The sequence below is a fragment of the Coleofasciculus sp. FACHB-712 genome (assembly GCF_014695635.1).
GTDB lineage: Bacteria > Cyanobacteriota > Cyanobacteriia > Cyanobacteriales > FACHB-T130 > FACHB-T130.
This window is the reverse complement of sequence record NZ_JACJOQ010000408.1, coordinates 1-18,731: the sequence shown is the minus strand read 5'-3', so window position 1 is coordinate 18,731 and position 18,731 is coordinate 1. Positions and strand designations below refer to the sequence as shown.

General features: G+C 46.0%; 15 protein-coding genes, 1 pseudogene and 1 riboswitch. Of the genes and pseudogenes, 8 read left to right on the top strand and 8 right to left on the bottom strand.

The annotated features are described in order from the left end of the window. Nucleotides 1-302: pseudogene (locus H6F50_RS12395) on the bottom strand (hypothetical protein); the annotation flags it as partial. 301 nt (nucleotides 303-603) lie between these two features. Here H6F50_RS12395 and H6F50_RS12390 point away from each other — a divergent pair. Next, entirely contained in the window at nucleotides 604-1,218 is a 615-nt protein-coding gene (locus tag H6F50_RS12390; protein WP_190428938.1) for a L,D-transpeptidase family protein, read from the top strand. Nucleotides 1,219-1,267: 49 nt separating this feature from the next. On the opposite strand, the gene H6F50_RS12385 is transcribed toward H6F50_RS12390, so the two are convergent. The 3 genes from H6F50_RS12385 to H6F50_RS12375 form a co-directional block, all read right to left on the bottom strand. Then, nucleotides 1,268-2,761 carry an ATP-binding protein gene (locus tag H6F50_RS12385; protein ID WP_190428937.1) on the bottom strand — a complete coding sequence of 498 codons (1,494 nt, stop codon included), beginning with the start codon at nucleotides 2,759-2,761 and terminating at the stop codon, nucleotides 1,268-1,270. 130 nt (nucleotides 2,762-2,891) lie between these two features. Then, nucleotides 2,892-4,433: an ATP-binding protein gene (locus H6F50_RS12380; RefSeq protein ID WP_190428936.1), complete on the bottom strand. Its 1,542-nt coding sequence runs from the start codon at nucleotides 4,431-4,433 to the stop codon at nucleotides 2,892-2,894. A 259-nt stretch (nucleotides 4,434-4,692) separates the two neighbouring features. After that, nucleotides 4,693-5,784, bottom strand: coding sequence for a diguanylate cyclase (locus tag H6F50_RS12375; RefSeq protein WP_190428935.1), 1,092 nt, complete (start codon nucleotides 5,782-5,784; stop codon nucleotides 4,693-4,695). A gap of 282 nt (nucleotides 5,785-6,066) precedes the next feature. On the opposite strand from H6F50_RS12375, the gene H6F50_RS12370 reads away from it, so the two are divergent. The 7 genes from H6F50_RS12370 to H6F50_RS12340 all read left to right on the top strand — a co-directional run bounded on the left by H6F50_RS12370 (nucleotide 6,067) and on the right by H6F50_RS12340 (nucleotide 14,832). Then, a complete protein-coding gene (locus tag H6F50_RS12370; RefSeq protein ID WP_190411675.1) occupies nucleotides 6,067-7,080 on the top strand; it encodes a permease in 1,014 nt (337 codons plus the stop codon). Between the two features lie 95 nt (nucleotides 7,081-7,175). Beyond that, nucleotides 7,176-7,958, top strand: a complete 783-nt coding sequence (locus H6F50_RS12365; RefSeq protein WP_190411676.1) for a TIGR03943 family protein — start codon at nucleotides 7,176-7,178, stop codon at nucleotides 7,956-7,958. Nucleotides 7,959-8,066: 108 nt separating this feature from the next. After that, the gene (locus H6F50_RS12360; RefSeq protein ID WP_242029002.1) at nucleotides 8,067-9,542 is read left to right on the top strand and encodes a hypothetical protein; all 1,476 of its coding nucleotides are present in this window, start codon (nucleotides 8,067-8,069) and stop codon (nucleotides 9,540-9,542) included. 111 nt (nucleotides 9,543-9,653) lie between these two features. Next, nucleotides 9,654-11,423, top strand: a complete 1,770-nt coding sequence (locus H6F50_RS12355; RefSeq protein ID WP_190428934.1) for a pentapeptide repeat-containing protein — start codon at nucleotides 9,654-9,656, stop codon at nucleotides 11,421-11,423. Between the two features lie 151 nt (nucleotides 11,424-11,574). Further along, nucleotides 11,575-12,516 (top strand): endonuclease/exonuclease/phosphatase family protein, encoded by a 942-nt coding sequence (locus H6F50_RS12350; protein ID WP_242029000.1) that lies wholly within the window; start codon nucleotides 11,575-11,577, stop codon nucleotides 12,514-12,516. Between the two features lie 293 nt (nucleotides 12,517-12,809). Next, nucleotides 12,810-13,706 (top strand): lysophospholipid acyltransferase family protein, encoded by an 897-nt coding sequence (locus H6F50_RS12345; RefSeq protein ID WP_242028999.1) that lies wholly within the window; start codon nucleotides 12,810-12,812, stop codon nucleotides 13,704-13,706. A 277-nt stretch (nucleotides 13,707-13,983) separates the two neighbouring features. Continuing rightward, nucleotides 13,984-14,832 (top strand): hypothetical protein, encoded by an 849-nt coding sequence (locus H6F50_RS12340; protein WP_190411679.1) that lies wholly within the window; start codon nucleotides 13,984-13,986, stop codon nucleotides 14,830-14,832. Between the two features lie 90 nt (nucleotides 14,833-14,922). Here H6F50_RS12340 and sipA read toward each other — a convergent pair whose 3' ends face one another. The 4 genes from sipA to H6F50_RS12320 all read right to left on the bottom strand — a co-directional run bounded on the left by sipA (nucleotide 14,923) and on the right by H6F50_RS12320 (nucleotide 18,433). Continuing rightward, complete coding sequence (gene sipA, locus H6F50_RS12335; protein WP_190428932.1) at nucleotides 14,923-15,231, bottom strand: regulatory protein SipA; 309 nt, start codon at nucleotides 15,229-15,231, stop codon at nucleotides 14,923-14,925. A 109-nt stretch (nucleotides 15,232-15,340) separates the two neighbouring features. After that, the gene (locus H6F50_RS12330) at nucleotides 15,341-16,363 is read right to left on the bottom strand and encodes a sirohydrochlorin chelatase (protein ID WP_190428931.1); all 1,023 of its coding nucleotides are present in this window, start codon (nucleotides 16,361-16,363) and stop codon (nucleotides 15,341-15,343) included. Between the two features lie 39 nt (nucleotides 16,364-16,402). Further along, a riboswitch (cobalamin riboswitch) is annotated at nucleotides 16,403-16,538 on the bottom strand. A 291-nt stretch (nucleotides 16,539-16,829) separates the two neighbouring features. Next, a complete protein-coding gene (locus H6F50_RS12325) occupies nucleotides 16,830-17,546 on the bottom strand; it encodes a hypothetical protein (protein ID WP_190428930.1) in 717 nt (238 codons plus the stop codon). Between the two features lie 449 nt (nucleotides 17,547-17,995). After that, nucleotides 17,996-18,433, bottom strand: a complete 438-nt coding sequence (locus H6F50_RS12320; protein WP_190428929.1) for a nucleoside deaminase — start codon at nucleotides 18,431-18,433, stop codon at nucleotides 17,996-17,998. Between the last annotated feature and the right edge of the window lie 298 nt (nucleotides 18,434-18,731).

The window sequence follows — 18,731 nt, the reverse complement described above, 5'->3', positions numbered from 1 at the left end:
CGAGTTAGATCCTCTGGTGAGAGCATCATACTTCTGGTTGTACCGTCTGGCAGTCTTAGCGTGACTACATTGCCTCTAACGCTGCTGACGGTGCCTCTAACTACTTGATTCGTGTCGGTTGAGTTAGGAGTAGTTGTGTTGGTGTTGGTTGGATTGGCAGTAGGTGTGTCGGTGTTTGTTTGGCTAATGAGCTGCCTTGATTCACCTTCTACTGGGCTAGCGATCGCTGGCAACACTGATACTGCCGAGAGTAACAGTGTTAGCATCGTACCTGTCAATACTTTGGTTTTTTGTAAACGCATTACACCCTCACTTTTAAAATATTTGGGTAATAAACTTGACTATCGGCAACAGTTGTAGTCAACAACGGATGAAAATGCCTGGATTATTGCCCAAATCCTATCTAGCTCTACTGAAGATTCAATCTACCGGACTATATAAGCCCTTAGGAGTAGAGCTGGGAATAAAATCTGACTTTGTGAGACTTGACAAGACTAGGAAAATCCAATTTTAAACAAGTCAGTCAGCTCAGTGTGATTTACAGTTTTGATCTCAGATAATAATTCGATAAGAGTCGTTGACCAGGGAAAAGAGAGGACAGGAATGCTGGGAGGTAAATTACCATCTGGAAGCTTCAAGCTGCTGTGCTTCAGTACAGCCATTCTATTGCTGGGCGTTCGGCAGCAGACGGCTGCCTCAGTTCCAACACAAGCTTTGGCAACTACCAGAGAGGCAACGATCGAATTGCCTTCGGAACCACAATTGCCTCCGCTGGGGGCACCCTCTCTCTATCTGCCTTTGGAGGAACTCTCCCCTACGAGTACCACGCCCGATACTCATTTGGTGATTAAATTAAGCGATCGCCGCGTCTATGTCTATCGCGACAATCAGGTGAAAGCAAGTTATCCTATCGCAGTCGGGAAAAAGGGCTGGGAGACGCCTACAGGCACGTTTAAGGTGACGCAAATGCTACGCAATCCAGCTTGGCAGCATCCTTGGAATGGAAAAGTCGTTCCTCCAGGTGCAGATAATCCTTTAGGAGCCAGGTGGATTGCTTTTTGGACAGACGGACGTAATTTTATCGGGTTTCATGGCACCCCCCAGGAAAAACTGGTGGGACAGGCAGTTTCTCACGGCTGCGTCCGGATGCGTAATCAGGATATTTTGGCTTTGTATGCACAGGTCAACATCGGAACTCCTGTAAAAGTAGAGCCTTAGAGTCCTGAAAGTTGCCAAATTAAAAATACAGCGGCTTGTTAATTTTTAATTAAACCAAAGGCAACAAAATCTCAAATTCGGTGCCAATGCCTGGTTTAGGTTCTCTGCTGGAATTGCTAGGAGTGGCATACCCCTGAGGAGATCCGCTCTCTGGGCATCCACTGCGCGAGTAATCCTCAGGACATACACTAAGCGAGTCGCCCAGAGGGCATACACTACGCGATCGCATTCTTAATTTTCCACCGTGCTTCGCCGTCACAATCTGATAACTTACCGATAAACTCGTCTCTTTAGCAGAGCGTTTCTCTACAGAAAAAGACTCAAGAATTTGCTGCTGTACTTCAGGAGACATCCCAGGGCCATTATCGGCAATGCGAATGGAAACCCACCGCGAATCAGAAATTCCTGTCTGACTTGCCTTGTGCGAACAAACCTCAGTCGTGATTTCGATCCGAGGTTTCTCTTGAATATTCGGGGGCAATGTTCCTTGAAAATCTTGAGTAAACTGCTGAACGACTGCTTGATTAATCAATGCATCAATCGCATTCGTCAGGATATTCATGAAAACCTGATTCAATTGACCCGCGTAGCATTGTACCGGCGGCAAATGACCATAATTTCTGATAATTTCAATTTCGTTGTTTACACGACTTTTTAAAAGCAAAACAATACTATCTAAACAAGCGTGCAAATCGGCAGGCTTGGGATAAACATCATCAATATGGCAGAAGTTTTGCAGACTCATCACGAGCTTTTTCAATCGTTCTGCTCCGGCTCGGATGCTGGAAATTGAGCGAGGTAAGTCTTGTTGTACAAAATCAAATTCTATGTCTTCTTTCAGAGCCGCAATTTCTTCAGGAATCTGCGGCAAATATGTCTCATAAGTAGACAGCAATTCTATCAAGTTTTCAGTGTAAGTTGAGACATACGTTAAGTTCCCCCAAATAAAGCCAACCGGGTCTAAAATTTCGTGAGCAACTCCGTCCACTAAGCGCCCTAAGCTTGCCATTTTCTCACTTTGAATCATCTGAGCTTGGGTGCGTTCATATCGCACCTGAGCTTCGATTCCCCGGATTTGCCAAGAAACAACATTCAAATCCTGAACATCTAACAGCCGATAATCAGATTCTCCCACTTGCACTACGACAGGTTCTGCCAAAAATTCAGGCGATCGCCGCAGCGCCTGCTGGGTTGCTGTCAAAATCGGCGTACTATCGGGAAGGATTAAAACCTCAGAGTGGGCGTACTTGTAGAGGATGTGCAGCGGTTTGTGCAAAAACAGCTCTAGTCGATGAGGACGGATCAGGTACTCCAAAAGCCGCCGCCGCGAAATCATCCCGGCAAACTGACCCTGTTCGACTAAGATGGCTCCTGGCAGTAGAGGATGCTTCTCAAAAATCCGGGCAATATCCACACCCAGACAGATGGGTTTTACCAGAAAGTTGTACAGCGGCAATTCCCCAAGAGTTGACTCTATAGAGAGGTCGCGATCGCTCCCTTGGGACAAGGACGGAAGTGATATAAATCCGTTTGGTACCGACACACAACGCCCACAAATGCAGCAGTGAAGCTGGAATCAGCTATGACCATAGACTACCATTTTCAGCAGTTTTCCACCTGCCCTTGAGGTTAATTTCTGCTACTATTTTCCAGAAAAATTGTGAACAAGCGCCTTAACCGAGTGGCAATCGGATCTCGAATTCTGTGCCCATCCTTGGTTGTGAATCTTCTATCTCCCTGGAATTAGCTAGCAACTGTGCCGCTGCTGGTGCCTCGCATCCGCTAGCCGCACTATAGATTCTGTCTTGCCGGGGATACGAATCTGCGATTCCTATTCCTACGGCGGAAGCTACGGGCACCGACAACGCTTCAACTACGGAACCATTATGGGAGGCGGTGCTAGGAGGAGGATACGCCAAAGGCGAGCAATCCTCTGGACATACACTACGCGATCGCACCGATAAATGACCCCCGTGTTTCTCAGTAACAATTTGATAACTAATTGCCAATCCCAATCCCGTTCCCTTGCCCACCGGCTTTGTAGTAAAGAACGTCTCAAAAATCCGATCCTGAATTTCTGGTGGAATTCCCGGCCCATTATCCGCAATCCGGATTACAACCCATTCAGAATCTTGGATTTCTAAAACTTCCGTCGTAATCTCTATCTGGGGTTGCCAATCCGACCCGTCAGTGACTCGATCTTTGAGTGCATCAATCGCATTACTAATGATATTCATAAATACCTGACTCAGTTGACCTGAGTAGCAATTCACCAGTGGTAAATCGCCATATTTTTTAATTAATTGAATCCCCTGCTTGATGGGATTATTTAAAATTAATAAGGTACTTTCAATACATTCGTGTAAGTCAGCAGGCTGTCTCTTGGTTTCATCCATATGAGAAAAGTTTCGCAGACTGCCAACGATTTTTGTTAATCGTTCCGCACTCAGCTTCATACTTCCTATCAACTTAGGCAAATCTTCTAGAAGAAAATCATATTCAATTTCCTCTTTCAATTCTTCGATTGTATTCAAAGTTTCAGCTTTTTCATAAGCTGCCAATAAACCGATTAAATTTTTGTAATAAGTTTCTACAAAACCAAAATTCCCATTAATGCAGTTAATCGGATTTCTAATCTCATGAGCAACCTCAGCAACCGTCCGTCCCAAACTCGCCATTTTTTCGGTTTGCAACATCTGAGCTTTGGTTTGCTCATTCAGCAACTCGGTTGTGAGTTCATGAATTTTTGACTGTGCCACCAGTAATTGATGTACATCTAGTAATCGGTAAATTCCTGGCGCTAACTCTACCACAATCGGTTCATAGAGTAGCTCAGGAGGTCGTTGTAAAGATTGCTTTGCCGCCGCTACTATTAACGTATCGCCAGAAAGTTTCAAAACATGGGTACTGGCGAATTGATATAAAGATTGTAAGGGTCGTTTTAAAAATAACTCTAGTCCATAAGGACGGCTCATTTGTTCTAAAAATCGCCGCCGCGAAATCATTCCCGCAAACTGACTTTCTACCGTTAAAATGACCCCTGGTAGCAGCGCATTTCCTTCAAATTCTTTGTTAACTTCCTGCCCCAGACCAGAGGCTTCTATCTGAAAATCGTACAGGGGAAGCTCTTGAAGGGTTGACTCTAAATTGAGGTTCTTTATCTGGGACAGAGGAAGAACTGATAATTCCGGCGGAGATTCTTGCCAAGCCATCATAAATTACCTCAATCAGTTCTTATTCGCTGTATAGGGAGATGCAAAATTTACTTTATCCCCACATTCTACTGATTTAAGTTATAAATTTTACAGCTAAAACCTTAGTTTAACTTTAAATATGATTTAAAGATTTGATTAACCTTTGGTTAAAAAATGACGGCTCAAGAGGTTTTTTAATTGTTATAAAAATACAATAATTTACACTTTTTACTAAACTAAAACAACTCTATATATTTATCTAAAGCGGAATAATTTGTATTCAAGAAGTTGCAGATGGCTCAAAAACGGATGAGCGATCGCGCGGTACGCAAAGCAGATGGCCTTCAGCCTTATCTCGTCCTGTCTGTTTTGCCTGATAAAGCTTTTTGTCCGCTGCTGCAATCAGCATTGCAGGCATAAACGTTGAGCTAGGAAAGATCGTAGCAACGCCTAAACTTAAGGTGATGTAATCGCTTTCTGAGCAAGCATGGGCTATCTTCAAGGCTTTCACGGTCACTCTGATGTGTTCTGCGACCTGAAGGGCACCCTCTAGCGACGTGTGCGGCAAAATCACGGCAAATTCTTCGCCCCCATAGCGTGCCACTAAATCTTCCGGTCGCTGCACTGCTTGCTGGATGGCACCCGCTACCTGTCGCAAAGTGTCATCACCCGCTTGATGACCGTAGGTATCGTTGTACTTTTTGAAGAAATCAACATCGCACAAGATCAGCGATAATGCTGAATTACTCGCCTGCATCTGGTGCCAACAGGAATCGAGATAGCTATCAAAACGGTGTCGGTTAGCAACCCCAGTCAAACCATCAGAAGTGGCAAGGCGCAGCAATTGTTGGTTTGCTGCTTCCAGATGAGTATAAAGTTGAGTGAGCAGTTCAGTTGCTAATTCGTGAATTTGCGACTGAGCAATCAGTAATTCATGTACATCTAATAATCGATAAACTTGCGGCGCGACCTCCACCACAATCGGTTCATAAAGTAATTCAGCCGCTCGTTGCAAAGAGTGACGCGCCGCCGCCACAATTAATGTATCGCCGTTCAGAATCAAAGTTTCCGTTTCGGCAGAACGATATAAACATTCAATGGGACGTTTGGAAAAGAGTTCCAATCCGTAGGGACGGCTCATGTATTCCAAAAATCGCCGCCGCGAAATCATCCCAGCGAATTGACCCTGCTTCATCAAGATGACGCCTGGGAGTAGCGGATTGGCTTTAAGAGTCTGAGTTACTTCCCAACCAAGTTGATGATCTTCAATCTGACAATCGTGAAGCGATAGCGATCGCAGCGTGGACTCTAAACACAAGTCTTGCTGGCTTCGATTGGATGACAAAGGAAGTGATAAAAATGCGTTCAGCACAGGGTACCCCGCTGCATGAAAACGCAGCAATGGAAGCTTGAGTATACTTCAAGCTTAGGATAGCATTTTCACTAGCAATCGTCCGTGTTACAAACTACAAAGGTTCGGTAAACTCCGTAAATTTACGGTAAAGCAACCGATAGATAAGGGAGAAAGCGAGCAACTTTTGGTAATCGGGTTCGTCCACTAGCACATTCATCAGCCCTAGTGATGAGTAGTAATAACCGCTAAAATGTCTTGGCAACCTCATAAAGCTAAAAAAGGCTTCTCACGATCCAAAGCATGAATCAACTGCACAACGCTTTCACCTTGTTTTTGAGTTTGCTGGTAGAGGCAATGCCTTTCTTACTACTGGGGGTATTGCTCTCCGGTTTGCTCCTGTTGTGGATTGATGAGGGCAAGCTGATTTCTGCCATGCCGAAAAACCCCATTTTGGGGGCATTTGTAGGCAGTTGTGCGGGCTTTTTGTTTCCGGTGTGTGAGTGCGGCAACGTGCCGGTGGCGCGACGGTTGCTGATGCAGGGAGTGCCTGCACCTGTGGCAGTTGGGTTTTTGCTAGCGGCACCGACCATTAATCCGATCGTCATCTGGTCAACCTGGGTAGCGTTTCGAGATCAGCCAGAAATTGTCGTGTTGCGGGTGGTATTTTCTTTATCGATCGCGACAATTATTGCCTCGGTTTTCAGCGTTCAATCTAATCTGAAGCCGTTACTGCAACCCGCGATCGCTTGCGCCATACCTCAGATGCAAACTCAAGGGGCACGGGAAGACGACACTCCCACCTTGTTAAAATCCGGCACGTTTTGGCTGGGACAACCGCAACCGATAATGAGCGCCGTTGGCGTCTCCGGCGGTGGGATGATGGGTCAATCGATTACGTCAAAACCCCTGCCTTTCAAGCTGCGGATGTTCCTTGATAATACAGTGCAAGAGCTGCGGGAATTGGGAGGCGTGTTAATTTTGGGAAGCGCGATCGCAGCGGCGATTCAGGTACTCGCTCCCCGCGAACTGATCCTCAGCTTGGGTCAGGGACCAATCACCTCCATCCTTGCGATGATGGGATTAGCGGCTCTCGTGTCCATTTGTTCAACGGTCGATTCCTTTTTTGCCCTTTCCTTTGCCACAACATTTACCAGCGGCTCCTTGTTAGCCTTTCTGGTATTTGGCCCCATGATTGACCTCAAAGGCATCGGTTTGATGTTATCCATTTTCAAACCCAGAGCTGTGTTTTACCTATTTGGTCTTGCAGCTCAGCTGACTTTTATAATGACTCTCCTGTATACGTACTTTTTCTAAGATGAGTGGTGAGTTGCAATTGGCTCAGGGAAAACAGATTCCTAGAACGATTCACAATCAACCCGTCTTAAATTAGAGATTCGTACCCTTAACCAATGACCAATCAACCAAAAATTATTTCTCAAAAATTTATAATTCCCGGCTTGGATGTCCTAGCACTAACGGCTTGGGGAGCCTTGCTCCTGAAATATTGGTTCACGGGTCAGTTATACCTGCTGATTCACAAAGATTACTTTAAATATGTTGTTGTCACTGCCATCTGCTTGTTAATTATGGCGGCATTGAGCGCCATGCAACTGATTGGGAAAATATTAAATAACCGGAAGGAAAAACGGTCGGTGGCAGTTCTTCAGCACATCACCCTATTTCCTCCTGGTTGGAGCAGTGTATTGTTACTGTTGACGGCAATCGCTGGTTTATTGGTTGCCCCCCGCGCCTTTAACTCAAGCACAGCGCTCGATCGGGGAATTACCGATTCTTTGACCTTGACACGAGTGCAACCCCAATCATTTCGCTCTTCAACAAGACCGGAAGAGCGATCGCTCATGGACTGGGTGCGGACGCTCAACTTCAATCCAGAACCCGATACCTACACGGGTCAAAAAGTTAAAGTAAAGGGATTTGTTGTCCATCCACCAAAACTCTCTGAGCAATATCTGTTAATTTCGCAATTTGTGATTACCTGCTGTGCCGCAGATGCTTATCCCGTGGGACTGCCAGTGAAACTCACTGAAAACCGGACAGCTTATGCCCCTGATACTTGGTTAGAAGTTGAAGGTGAGATGATCACTGAAACTCTAGAAAACAAACGCCAACTCACCATCAAGGCAAACTCCCTCAAAAAAATAGAAGCACCGAAGAACCCGTATGATTATTAGACGATTTTAGATTTTAGATTGGCGAGGACGAAGGCAGTGATAAATCGAAAATCAAAAATCGAAAATCGAAAATGGGGGCAACCTGTTGACCGTCTGGCGCTAGCGCTGATGCTGGTGCTAAGCGTGGTGATTGGGCTAGTCGTGTGGGGTGGCGATGCCTGCGGCACGAACTGTTTTTTAGTCACCGGACCTCGCGTGCGGGATTTCAACTGGCAGGGAGAAAAAATAGGTGTTGAGGATACTTCCTTTATCCTCACCTTTAGCCGCCCGATGGAACACAGCAGCGTGGAAGCAAATCTGCGAATCGCTCCACCTTTGGGGGGTAAATTCAGTTGGGCGGGGCGGAAGATGTCTTATACCCTCACTTCCCCAGCATCCTATGACACCGACTATAAAGTGGAATTACAGGGGGCGCGAGAGCGCTTGGGGACTCAAGGAAAAACAGGAAGGGCAATTCAGCCGTTTACGAGTCAGTTTCGCACCCGCGATCGCGCTTTTATCTACCTGGGCGTTGAGAAAGAAGAACAGGGACAGTTAATCCTCTACAACCTCACCCAAAACAAAAAAACCGTTCTGACGCCTAAAGACCTCGTAGTGATGGACTTTAAGGTGTATCCAGATGGTGACAAGGTTTTGTTTTCTGCCACCGACGCGACGAATAACCAACCCGGTGTATTGGCGCAACAACTGTACACCGTCAGTACCGGACTCCATTATAAAACCAAAGGAAAATCTGAAAAGGATCTCGATCCCCCAGGCAGAATGAATCTGGTTTTAGATAATAAAAACTACCAGAATCTCAAATTTGACTTAGCGGCGGATGGGCAAACGATTGTTGTTCAGCGGGTGAACAGCCAAAATCCAGCCGAATTTGGCTTGTGGGTAGTCCGACCGAATGCACCGCCGCAACCGCTGAATAACCAACCGGGCGGGGATTTTTTGATTGCGCCGGATAGTGCCTCGGTGGCAAGCGCTCAGGGAGAGGGCATCGCGATTCTGCCGCTGACACCAGGAGCCAAACCGCTAGATTTTCTGCCCAAGTTTGGGATGGCGCTGGATTTTGCCAGAGATGGCTCGGCAGCAGCGATGGTGAAATTTAATACAGATTACACGCGATCGCTCTTTTTAGTCACCAACCAAGGCGCACAGAAAGAACTGCTGCGAACAAATGGCTCAATACTCAACTGTCAGTTTGCTCCTTATAAGGAAACGCTCTACTGCCTGCTAACTCAGTTACTGCCAGGAGAAGAGTACCAAGAACAGCCTTACATTGCGGAAATTGACCTCCAGACAGAGAAAGGAATTCTGGATGCAAAGGCGATCGAGCCGCTGTTGCTCCTGCCCACCCAGCGGGATATTCAGATGAGTCTGGCACCGGATGGGTTAGCGCTGCTGTTCGACCAAGTTGTGACCAACGAGACGGCAACCGCGGCAGACAGTTTGAGAACCAGTGAAGGACAAGCGATCGCGACCAGTCGCCTTTGGCTGCTTCCCCTGAGCCAGCCAGAAGCTGCACAACCCCAAGCCCAGATCCAACCAGAGGCGCTGCCTTTCGCTGGATTTCATCCGCGCTGGGTACCATAAAAGAGCCAAGTTTTACTCATTTAAAAGGCAAAATAAAGAAGGAAATCCCTAAAAATTTTGCCTTTTAAATTTTTTATTTTTAAAATTTAATAATTTTTATCCTTCAAGGGTGTGCAAATACATAACTTCCTCGATCGGTACCGACAAGGAGAACGCGATTTTTCCTATGTAGACCTCAGTGGAGCCAGCCTCGGCGGGGTCAATCTCCGCGATATAAACTTAACCGGAGCGAACTTGAGCGGTGCCAACCTCAGTTGGGCTTCTCTAAACCAATCCAAGCTGATTGGTGCTTGTCTGCGCCAAGCCGATATGCGGAGTGTCAACCTCACAGGTGCCAATCTTAACCAGGCAATTTTGAGTCGCGCTCGGATGGTGAAAGTGGACTTGCGTTTAGCCACTCTCCAAGACGCCGACCTCAACTGGGCGGTGCTTCAAGAAGCCGACTTGAGCGGTGCTGACTTGCGTAGGGCGAAGCTGGATCAAATCAATCTCGAAAATGCCAAACTCAACGGCACTCAGTTAATCGAAGCCGAGTTGATGGAGGCAAATCTCCGTCGCGCTAGCTTGGTTGGCGCAAACCTCAGCAGTGCAAATCTTCGGGAAGCGCATCTAGAAGCTGCGAATTTACGAGATGCAATTTTAGTCGGCACCAACTTGACGGAAGCCGACCTCAGTTCCGCCTACTTGCGGGCGGCAAATTTGACTGAGGCAGACTTGCATCGGTCAATTCTCATCGGTGCCGATTTGAGCGAGGCGATTCTTAATAGTGCTGACTTGAGTCGGGTAAATTTAACGGGAGCGTATTTACTCAAAGCCAGTTTGCGAAAAGCTTATTTACTGCGAGCGATCTTGCAGGATGTGTATTTGTTACGTGCCGACTTGAGCGAGGCAAATTTACGCGGGGCGGATCTGCGGAAAGCTGATTTGAGCGGGGCATACCTGGGCGACTGCACGATGTCCGAGGCAAATTTGGGCGACGCCTATCTTCTAGAAAGTCATCTGATTCGCACCAATCTCGACCAAGCGCAACTGACCGGCTGTTGCATCAGCAACTGGCATCTTGAGGATGTCGATCTTTCTAAGGTGGAGTGCCGTTATGTTTTTACCCGGTTTAATTACGCGACTAAAAAACCGACTGAGCGCTTTCCAATCGGTCGGGATTTTGAGCCGGGGGAATTTGGCAAGGACGATAGCACCGGGGACGCGGAGGGTGCGGAGGGTGCCACTACCATAGAAGTTTTTTTGAAAGAAGCTCCGAATTGGGAAGCGCTGGTGTTTACTTTGGCTCAGGTGCAACTCGATTCTCCTGACTTGCAACTCAGTATTAAGTCTTACCAACCCCAGGAGGAGCAGTATCTGCTAAAACTGGCGTCGAGTCATTTTGTGAATGCGAAAACTCTGTCTCAACGAGTTTTGCAGATCTACCCGGAGATGCTCCAGTTGGTGGAGTCTAAGCGACAAGCGATCTTGGATCTGCTGGAAATCAAGGTTCGCCCAGAAAATCCACCTGTAACGCTGAAGGTACCGCCACCGCCACCGCCACCGTTACTACCGTCGCCTCCACCCGATTATCGGCTGCGGATTTATCAAGAGGTGGTGAAACAGATCCAACTGATTATCCTCTCCCAAGCGCCAGAGCAGTTGGTCGAAAGCGTGCAGCGGTTGTTGAATTTCCTGAAGAACGAGGGGATCTCGACCGAAGAAATCCAAAAGACAATGATTAGTCAGGCGCTGGTAAAGCGAGCAAAGCAAGACCAGACGTTCCAAAAGCAGTTGTTGCAGTGGGAGAAGACGGCGGATGAAACGGCGCGTTTTTCGATGGTGGGGGAGTCGTTACGGCTAGCGATCGCGCTCATTTGGCCCCAGCTTCCCAAAAAATAGAATTGTCTATGTAGATGAGACAGCTCTAGCTTTCCCACCCGCGTTCAACCTGGTACGCTCAAGGGAAGCGCTGGTGATACCGTGTATGCGATCGCTGAATAAAAATTCCCACAACCATATCTTCATCAAGGTAATTCCCTATTTATTATTCTTGGGGATTTTGGGGATAACGCTGCTTTCTTTGCTTAGCTTAGTTGGCTGGAATATCTTTTTAGAACAGCTTTCTCACTTTAAACTGCAATATCTCATTGTAGGGTTAGTGTTATTTGCCTTACTCTTACTGACTCGCAAAAAACTCTTAATCTTGATTAGCCTATTTTGTATTTCTCTACTCTTAGCAGAGATACTCCCTTGGTATATTTCTCTATCGCCAAAATCGGGGAATAATATTGAATTTATCCGAATTTTAAGCTCAAATCTGAATACGCAAAATAAAAGCTATTCAAAAATATTATCTGTCGTTAGAAAAGAAAAACCAGAAATTGCTGTCTTTTTAGAAGTTAACGACGCTTGGATAAAACAATTAGATTCTCTTCTTGATATTCTTCCCTACTCCATTAAAAAACCTAATCCTTATAATCTAGGTATCGCCGTTTATAGTAAGCAGCCTCTCACCAACGCTTCTATCAATCTTTTTGGGACAGATAAAAATAATAGTATTGTTGGCAACTTTACGATGAACGGACAATTGATTTCCCTGATTGCCACTCATCCGCTACCGCCCGTCAAACCTACCTTCTTTCATTCTCGGAATCAACAGCTAGACAAAATCAGCCAATATATACAAAAATTGAAAACCCCAGTTGTAATGGTTGGGGATTTAAATATAACTATGTGGTCTCCTTATTACAAAAGATTTATCAATAAAACTGGGCTGCATAATGCCCAGAAAGGATTTGGGATTCTACCGAGTTGGCCTATGAAAGCTTCTTATTCTCAAACTCTCCCACCTTTCTCTTTTGCTTTATCCATTCCTATCGATCATTGTTTAATCAGTCCAGAAATTAAAGTCAAGAATATTCGCACTGGGCCGAATGTTGGTTCAGACCACCGACCTTTAATTGCAGACTTAGTAATTCCAGAAAAGAAATGAACCCCTCCAGGCGCAAACAACACAAAAGGTAGAAATGAGGGCAAGATAGGTAAACTGAGAGCGCAAGTAATGCAATACGTCCCCTTAGTGGTGTTCGCTCCTTAGAAATCCCTTCCCTAGCCCCTTAAAAGGGAGGAAATTTGCCCCTTTTGTTAATCAGGGTTTGGGGATCGAGCCTTAACCGAAAAAGATTGGGAAACGATCGCTAGAAAAAGGGAAAATGTTTGCCAATAGACTCGGCAGCAGATTATCCTAAAGAACGCAATTTATGAGTTTCGGGTGGTTAAGAACCATTGTTTGACAATATTAATGTTTCTACGGGTAGCAGAGGCAGTGACGGCAAAACCGCCGGTCATCAGTTTGATGGTTGGTCGCTAGAAAAGCGAAATCCCGATGTGATTAAAGCTTGGATGCCGGTATGGGAATGGTTCTACCGCCACTATTTTCGGGTTCAAACGGATGGCTGGCATCATATGCCCCCCGAAGGGAAGGTGCTGGTTGTCGGTTCCCATAATGGAGGTTTGGCTTCGCCGGATACCTCGATGTTTCTGTATGACTGGTTCCGCCGGTTTGGCTACGAACGCTTAGCTTATGGACTAATGCATCCGTCTGCTTGGAAAACTCCTATCTTCGCGGTGCCAGCTGCCCAAGTAGGGGCGCTGATCGCTCATCCGAAAGTAGCGATCGCTGCCCTCCAGCGAGATGCTGCCGTACTCGTCTATCCTGGCGGGGCTGAAGATATGTTTCGTCCTTACAACCAGCGTTATCAAATTCATCTAGCAGGGCGTAAGGGATTTATCAAACTGGCACTGCGGGAAGAAGCGCCAATTGTACCGATTATTTCTCATGGTGCCCACGAGACGCTGATTGTTCTAGCAGATTTCTACCAGCAAGTGCGACAACTGCATGAATGGGGCTTTCCCTGGAAGTTAGATGCTGAAACGGGTGTATTTCCACTTTATTTAGGGTTGCCTTGGGGAGTGGCAATTGGCCCGATCCCGAATTTTCCGCTGCCAGTGCAAATTCATACTCGTGTCCTTGCCCCGATTGTGTTTGAACGCTATGGTCGTGCAGCAGCGAGCGATCGCGCTTATGTGAATGCTTGCTATGAAAAAGTTTGTACCCAGATGCAACTTGCACTAGACCGTTTAGTTCGAGAAGTTAGCGCGAGGCAATCATCCGCACCCTAAAAAGGCACAGGAACTAAACCAACTGCGAAGAAGCCAGAGAAAAGAATACAAGAGGGCGATCGCACCGGGGATCTTCCCCTCCCAACTCACTTTTTCACCTAGTAGCGGTGAATTAATGAAGGCGAAGCACGCTTGAGAGTAACGTTGCTTCGCTATCCCGCGACTAATTATCTATATTGATTCATCCTCGGTATCGTGATAGAGATGAGGACTTGAGGGTGCCAAAGCTCAAGTGAATCTAGGGAGAAGCAATCGAGATGAAAACAAAGGGGTTGAGATGAGCATAGAGAGTTATCCACCACCAGTAAACCAGCTGCTCACCTATGGCAATTGCGCCGAGATGGACTTTGACAATTGGCCTGACTATCTGGAACTCGGTATTGCCCCCACGGACATTCCTAACTTGATCCGCATGGCAACAGACAACGAGTTATACCGGGATGATGAAGACACGCTCGAATCCTGGGCACCCATTCATGCCTGGAGAGCATTGGGCCAACTCCGCGCTGAGGCTGGCATTGAGCCGCTCATGGGCTTGTTTGAGAAAGAGGAAAGCAACTATTGGGAATGGATTGCCGAAGAACTGCCATTAGTCTATAGCATGATCGGGCAAGCCGCGATTCCGGCTCTGGCGGCTTATCTAGCGGATACCTCTCAGGCGATATTCCCCCGCACAACGGCTCTTAACTGTCTGGAAGACATTGCAATCGATCATCCTGAGGCTCGTCCTGAGTGTGTTGCGATTCTCACCCATCAACTGGAATCGTTTGCAGAAAACGGCTCAGAATTGAATAGCTTTCTCATAGGTTCCCTGGTCGATCTGAAGGCGGTAGAGTCCGCGCCGCTGATAGAGCGTGTCTTTGCTGCTGATACCGTGGATCGTTTCTTGGTAGGAGACTGGGATGATGTGCAGGTGGGATTGGGCTTGAAGTCGCCTGAAGAATTACCGAAGAAAGAATTTAACCAGAGCTTTCAAAGAAAGGGGGTCAGCGATTCTGGCTTCACGGGTTCATCAATTTCTCAGGAAGCAAAAGGCTTTCGCCCTGGCAAGAGCGATCCCAAAGCCAAGTCTAAAAAAAAGATGTCCAAGGAGTCACGCAAGAAAAACCAGAAAAAGCGGAAGTAATTTAATCGGGGTTAGCGATTGTTGAGGTGCGAACTGACAGGTCAGCGCTAGGCGAACGCCTCGTTTTGAAGACACGCGATCGCCTCTGACTCAGCTGGGATCAACGATATATTTTTGCTCCGGTAGTACATTGTGCGATCGCACATCAGTTGCCTCTGTCTCTGAGTCGGTATCAGCGATTGCCTGCACAGACTCTATAAACTGGCTATCCAGCAAAAAAACTCCTCTGGCAAAGCGGACGCTCCAATATCCCCCTGGACGCCGGTCAACAACAACCCCCTCTTCCCCAAGCTGAATCACATCAGGAGGACGCAGCATCGGCATCGGTTCCGCTGTTTTAACGTAAGGCGGCAACGTTACCACACGGACTCGCTCACCAATTACAAATTCTTTAGACATCAGTTTTTAGGTAATGCAGTAGTTGGGTGTCAGTAGTCATTAGTTCTAAGTTCTTTGCGAGTGACACCAATGACTAATAACAACTGACTAATGACTACTTATCAAATATTCAAGGCGCTTGCCAAATCTTTTGGTGATATTGCTCTACATTTCTGTATGGATCTTCAGCAGGGTGAGCATGATCGTGACCATGCCCGTGCCCATGCCCATGCCCATGATGAGAATGATCGTGGGCGGGAGTGTGCCCGTTACTACTGCTATTGGCTGCTATCCTGAATTTGCACATTTCGCAATTCATTTGCACTTGCCCCAACTGCGTCTCAATTTCTCGTTCTCTTAATACAGACAACAACTGAGGGTGAATGCCCATTTCTGGTAGGCAAGTCATGGAAATATCCGGGTATTGCTCCTGTTGTTGCGCCGTGATGTCGAAAATCTTTTTAACTAAGACGCCGGTAAATAGGAAGTACGGTAGGACGATAATGCGTTTAGGCTCGTAGAGTCTAGCACGGCGGAACCCTTCTTCCAGACGGGGATGGGTAATGCCAATAAAGCAAGTTTCAACGGTGGCGTAGCCGCTACCTTCCCACAGAATCCGGGCAAGCTTATAAACATCGCTGTTCGCATCAGGATCGCTGGAACCCCGACCGACAAAGAGCAGAACCGTTTCTGAGCGATTGTACTGGGGTTGGTCTAATTCCGAAAGACGCGATCGCCACAAATCCAAAATCCCTGGCGTAATCCCAAAATGACGCCCATAGTAAAACTTCACCTGGGGATGTCTAACCCTTGCCCGGTCTAACTCATTCGTAACATCAAACTTATTGTGTCGAGCTGCAAATAGCAAAATCGGCAATACAGAGAGTTCCGTGTAACCCTCTTCTACACAGCGATCCACCCCCTCCTGTATCGTGGGGGTAGTGAGTTCTAGAAAACAAGGTAAAACAGGACGCGACGGGTCTAACGCTTGATACGCATCGGCAAAATCTAGAAGACTCTGCCGTCCATCCTCATCTTTGGTGCCATGACCAACCATCAACAACGGACGACGCAAAGGTAGCGGCGGCAATTGAATCGGCTGGGGAGTAGGGGATTGCAGTCCCATCAGATCGGTTGAATTTATACTAGGCATCAATTTGATTGCTCCTTTCCCGTGCAAGGCAGGAAGTTAGACTGTATGAAGGTACTAAGTAGGCATTCTGGCTTCCGAGAGTCACCTCGTTTACAGCTGCCGCACAGCCCCGGATTTGCACCGGCGTTTCCCCACGTTGTTACCCTTTACGTGTGCCTTGATATCTTAGCTGATCCGGTCACAGCTCAAAATCCAGGGGGAGGGGGTATTCCCAAGACTCTCCAGATGCCAGTTTTTGATGCCCCATCAAAACTGAAGGAAAATTTTTCCAACTTTATCGAGTATCATTCGCAAGTTTGACGCTCGATCGAGCAACTCTAGAATTGATTGACCGTTTGTGGCTTTTTTACAAAAGCGGGATGCTCCCATTTTTTGTAGCTTATAGAACCTTATCAATCCAAACCATTGCTGACTGTATAAAGCTAACCCCATACATAGAAGTCTGATAAAAAATACAAATTCTCCATTACAAAATACCGCCCTGAGTGCGACGACGTACAGCCAGTGCTAACCCGGCAAAAACTAAGGAAGTCATGCTTGAAGGCTCAGGTGTAGATACGGGTGCAACGTTTAATTTCACTCGACGCCCTGTTTGCATCGAGAGTGAAATATTTGCCGAGGTTGATGAAGAATACACTTGCCAGCGGTTCAACTCTCTAGGCGGTGCAGTAAATTGCACTAACATTTCCCAATTGCTGTCAAGCGAACCAATGGCTAAACCATCAGTGCAACAAGCTCCCCAACCCTGATTTGAAATAAAGAGGGTGCCAGTGGAATTTGCAGTTGCCTCACCTAAATCGTCAACAATTTTTAATTCCGCCGTATCTCCCAACAAGTTAAAGCTCATTTTAGCTGCTCCACCTGTTGGATTACCCGGCTTAGAATGAACGATGAACAGTGACAGCCCATCAATAGCATCTACAAAAAAAAGGTGAGATTGCTTAGCCGTTAAACTCAGGGCTGGGTTACTAAAGGATGAATTATAACCTTTGCTATACTGGTAGTAATTGGCTGCTGTTGTATTTGTACTGAAAGCTTCAATAAACCCCAAGATATTACTATCAAAGTCACCCAAACCTGGTTTAGATTCTTGCGACACCTTAAGCATCGTGGCGGCTTCGGAGCGCTGGGCAAAGAATGGAACAAACAGCGCGATCGCTACCAACATCAAAAGCTTTTTCATAACTTGTTATTTTGTAGATGCTTTGCTCACTAAAACCAGAATACGTTTATTTAAATAAAGTTATAATAAAGTCAAATTAATAAAATTGTGAATTTAATAATTTTTACATCTTTATTTCAGGGAAAATACGAATTGACTTTAAAAGAAATATCGGTTTTTCGGAAACGCTTCCTCCTAGACGGAACCACCCCATTTAATTTTTCTTTATTTTCCACAGCGAACCCTCTTCTCTTACCTTCGCAAGGACAGAAGAGGGTTTGCCAATTGATATGCTTGATTAACGTTACAGAATTTTCTTTTAATAAATGAAACCACCCTGCTCTAGGGAAGCTTAAAAAGGAAGGAACCGAGCCACTCAAAGTCCTCCTTTTCAAGGGTTATCATCAGTGGGTAAGCGTGTCAACAATATTTTTTTTACCCCTCTGTTAAGCTGTCTTTACCCGATTAACCTAGCCGCCTGAATGATTGAATAATTGTAGAGCTTCTTCTTTTAGAAGCCCTTTGGTCACTTTTATTTTCTTAGACCCTTTCCTAAGAATTTCTTCGCTAGATAAGTCAAGCTGGGGAACACCAGCCTCAATTAAGTCTTGAATGGAAGCTCCAAATATCATTTCAGATATCCCTGCCCATATACAAGCTGTTGTACACATTGGGCACGGTTCGCAAGTTGTGTACAAGGTATAACCTTCTAAAGAAGGATTTTTTATTTCTTTTGTTAAACACCGAATTGCGTTAATTTCTGCATGGGCAGTTGGGTCATTATCCGTTTCGACAGTATTGTGCGCTTTAATAATTACTTGATTGTCTTTAACAATTACTGCACCGTAAGGAGCATCTCCTAGCTTTGCTTCTTCTAGGGCTATCTTCATGAATTTCTCTGTTTTCATCTAACTTATGCGACCAAAAAATAATTTTCGGGATGAGACTTATTTTATCCTATTTTAATGTAAGCCTATAAATTCTCATACTTAAATCAACTAAATAAAATGCTAAAAAATAATTGCTTGATTTTTGATCATTATCAATCTATATCAACCACAGTAAAGTATTCTATCCTCAGAATATGTTCGGTTTCCTTCAGCAAAGCCTGCAACAACTAAGCGCGGCGTTGTTGCGGGTCAGTACGAGTAATTCGCGATACCAAAATTTTATCGAGCAGTTTCGTGACCCTAGTATTAAGCTTGA